Here is a 3,397-nt window from a genome sequence, read left to right on the forward strand (position 1 = left end):
AGTTTCTCACTGAACGAGTTAAATAAACTTAATGACGATTTAGGAGAAATCTATTTCAATAAAAAATCTCTAAGAGATAAATTAGGCTGGACTGCAGTAGGTATAAATCAAATGGAAAACCATGTCATTGTTTATCTAAAAGAACTCTGCCAAGAAAAAATATCTTTATTTAAGCAAGAAGTTTCTAGTTCGCCAATGATCATTTTTGAACAAATGGATGAAATAGAAGCTCTTAATACTGTACAGCCAGACAGTATAGCATTCTATACACGAGCGGCGAATGCGTTAACTAATATACCTCAAATCCGCAACTAAGCCCTTGAACGTCCTTATTGCGTTTACACGTCTTCTCAAATGTTTTCTTGCGTCAACTCCTTTATCGCTCTGAGGATAGTATCAGAGCTACAAGTGCGAAGTGTCGGATGAAGCGAGAGGTGGTTCATCAAATGAGTAGTGACATCCTGGAGTACAATAACCGCCACAGAAGTAGATACTCATGAGAGAACGGATGATTTCGCTGTACTGATAAAAGTTTAATTTATAATAGTGTTGCGGAATTAAGGTCGTACAGAAAATATCAATGATGAACAAAAAAATTAAGTCAGAAATAAGATAGATACTAATAAAAATCTTAAATTTGCCTGCAAAATACAAATGAAGTCGCAAATATAGAACCATTATATGAAAGCAATATCTGAAAACGCCACGGCTCCAACCTCATAGAATGGTGGCGTTTACAGATATCTTTCAATAATGAGAGTAAAAGATACACACGATTACGAACCTTAATGACAAACAAAGTGAATAATACAGAGGTCAAGAGAGAAACTGTCTCTACACAGGATGAATTGCCCCAACAGCAAACAACAGACAGGAGCAATGATAAGAAAAAGAGAAGAATGCCAAAGGGGATTATATGTCTGCTTATCATCACTGGACTGTTTGGAGGAATAGCAAGTATTATGGGAGTGGCTAACATGCTCAACACCATTATGCACACGGCTCACGACTTGTTGCTCAACACCTGCTTTTATCTCATGGGCATCTGTGTGTTGACAGGTGCCTTAGGGAAGCTATTTGTTGAGTTTGGAGTTGTGGACTTAATAGAACGAGTACTGAGACCATTGATGAAACCCGTGTTCAGACTGCCCGGAGTGGCTTCACTTGGAGCAGTATTAACGTTTCTCTCTGACAATCCTGCCATTATCACTTTGGCACAAGATAAGCATTTTGGTAGCTACTTCAAGAAGTTTCAGTATATTTCGCTCACCAATTTCGGCACAGCGTTTGGCATGGGGCTCATTGTCATCGTCTTCATGTTAGGCAACGGTTATTTCGTGGAACCCCTCATTGGTTTTATAGGAGCCTGCATTGGGTGCGTAGTCTCTACAAGGCTCATGCAACACTTTGTACTGAAAGCTTATCCACAATATCGTTCCGAAGAAGCTTTGGATGGAGAGAAGTTTCGCCAGCAACCCATTCGTCAGTTACACCGTGAAGAAACATCGGTGTTTCTGCGCATACTCAATTCTCTATTAGACGGAGGAAAATCGGGCGTCGACGTTGGTGTTTCCATCATTCCCGGTGTGCTTATTATTTCTACGTTAGTGATGATACTTACCTTTGGAGCCAGCGCAGAAGGCAATTTCACAGGCAAAGCTTATGAGGGAGTTGCCATTTTACCAGCCATTGCTAACAAATTAGATTGGTTACTCAATCCGCTCTTTGGGTTTTCAGACCCACACCAAATCGCCTTCCCTATCACTGCGCTCGGAGCAGTTGGTGCTGCATTGAGCTTAGTGCCCAACTTTATGTCACAAGGATGGCTGGATGGCAATGCCATAGCTGTATTCACAGGTATTGGAATGTGTTGGAGCGGTTTCCTTAGTACACATACAGCAATGCTTGATACCATTGGGTATCGGGAACTTACCTCTAAAGCCATTGTTTCTCATACTATCGGAGGCCTTGCAGCTGCACTTGCTGCACATTGGGGATATCTGCTCTATGCTGCGTTCTTCATATAAGGCTTTTTTCTCTGTATCCAAGCTATCCTTTTATTGAAAGTATGAGTTAATGGTAGTATGGCGATAAGTTGCGCTTATTCATGACAAGACAGATAAATATAAGATCAATCAAATTAATATATGGTGGAAGGATTATGAAAATCAAATTAAGTAATGTCATACGATATATTATTGTTTGCATAATATTGGCAGGATGTACAAATAACTCAATTTATCTTGATATTACCAACAAAGCGATATATACAAAACAAGGAAATGGTATTTATTATATGTTAATAGAAGAAGACGGATTAAATTACATGATGTATGATGTGAAACTTAGAAAAGATTCTGTAGCAGTTAATGTATTCTATTTCAATAGACATAATCCATCTTACAAAGTAGTTACGGCGCTACATCCCAAGGAAATGCAAATGATAAATCTCAAACCTTTTACAAGATACACAATAGAAAATCACTCAAATGGAGATAGAAATGGTGGTCGTGTTATTTTCAAAACAGATTCGTTAGGAAGACCATTAGTTAACACATACAAAGAATTGAATACTGTCGATGAAATTGTTTTGCATATGAACATGAACGGTAATTAGAAATTAGTAATGCTCCAAATCGGGAAATATCAAAATAATTAGGGTCTGCTAATCAACTATAACTGTCTGACAATTAACTATTTATGTTGTATAAAAATCGGTCAATTCGCCCAAAATGACAAGAAAGAGAGACACACACTTTCTCCTAATACCTATACTAATATTATCTATCATACGCCCGGTAAATTGCTTTTCATGCAACATATATTAAACATAACATAAAACAAATACTATATATAGTACAATAAAATATCTACCTTAATATTGACATTGAATCCATATAGACTACCTAATATAAATTTCGCCTTTCTTTTTTTTCTTATCACAAACTTCAATGTTTTTTTTATATTCTTGTATTATCGGTGTAAGGAACTTCTTCGATTTGGTTGTTATGCACATTATACCGCCAACACGAGGATAAAAATACTTTATGATATTTTTATCCTTTATGATTTTAACATCCATAATATCTTCTTTACATACGCTATCCAAACTTTGGACTTCTACTCCATCGACCAAGATTACAGGAATGTTCAGAGAATCCTGTAAAATTATTTTTTCTTGTGCACTAATTGACGAGAAAAAAAACAAAAAGGACGCTACAATAATACTCTTCTTCATATGCTTTCTATTTTGCAATTGTTAATCCATTTTAGAGAGGTAGTAATAAATTAGTATACCGAGATTCACTTCATGTTATTTACCATACAAATTTACAATGTATTTCTTAATAATACAATTTATCAAAAACTATTATGTTAATAAAAGGTATTCCACCTG

The 3,397-nt window shown here is 36.3% G+C and carries 4 protein-coding genes and 1 pseudogene; 3 read left to right on the forward strand and 2 right to left on the reverse strand.

From position 1 onward, the window contains the following. A partial coding sequence (locus HMPREF0650_RS13295; protein ID WP_040563399.1) for a hypothetical protein occupies positions 1–315 on the forward strand: 315 nt, incomplete at its 5' end. A 38-nt stretch (positions 316–353) separates the two neighbouring features. Here HMPREF0650_RS13295 and HMPREF0650_RS12915 read toward each other — a convergent pair. After that, positions 354–540 (reverse strand): annotated as a pseudogene (locus HMPREF0650_RS12915) (IS1380 family transposase); the annotation flags it as partial. A 359-nt stretch (positions 541–899) separates the two neighbouring features. Between HMPREF0650_RS12915 and HMPREF0650_RS12075 the strand changes: the two are divergent. Continuing rightward, on the forward strand, positions 900–2,027 hold the full coding sequence (locus tag HMPREF0650_RS12075; RefSeq protein ID WP_050774883.1) for a nucleoside recognition domain-containing protein: 1,128 nt from the start codon (positions 900–902) through the stop codon (positions 2,025–2,027). Positions 2,028–2,161: 134 nt separating this feature from the next. Beyond that, positions 2,162–2,617 (forward strand): hypothetical protein, encoded by a 456-nt coding sequence (locus tag HMPREF0650_RS12080; RefSeq protein WP_004351147.1) that lies wholly within the window; start codon positions 2,162–2,164, stop codon positions 2,615–2,617. A gap of 285 nt (positions 2,618–2,902) precedes the next feature. Here HMPREF0650_RS12080 and HMPREF0650_RS12085 read toward each other — a convergent pair whose 3' ends face one another. Further along, the gene (locus HMPREF0650_RS12085) at positions 2,903–3,238 is read right to left on the reverse strand and encodes a hypothetical protein (protein WP_040563404.1); all 336 of its coding nucleotides are present in this window, start codon (positions 3,236–3,238) and stop codon (positions 2,903–2,905) included. Positions 3,239–3,397: the final 159 nt, after the last annotated feature.

This window comes from Hoylesella buccalis ATCC 35310, assembly GCF_000177075.1.
In the GTDB taxonomy this organism is placed as follows: domain Bacteria; phylum Bacteroidota; class Bacteroidia; order Bacteroidales; family Bacteroidaceae; genus Prevotella; species Prevotella buccalis.

Excerpts from the sequence above, each read along its gene's own strand:
- HMPREF0650_RS12075 (WP_050774883.1), top strand. The coding sequence starts at position 900 with ATGCCAAAGGGGATTATATGTCTGCTTATCATCACTGGACTGTTTGGA.
- HMPREF0650_RS12080 (WP_004351147.1), top strand. The coding sequence starts at position 2,162 with ATGAAAATCAAATTAAGTAATGTCATACGATATATTATTGTTTGCATA.
- HMPREF0650_RS12085 (WP_040563404.1), bottom strand. The coding sequence starts at position 3,238 with ATGAAGAAGAGTATTATTGTAGCGTCCTTTTTGTTTTTTTTCTCGTCA.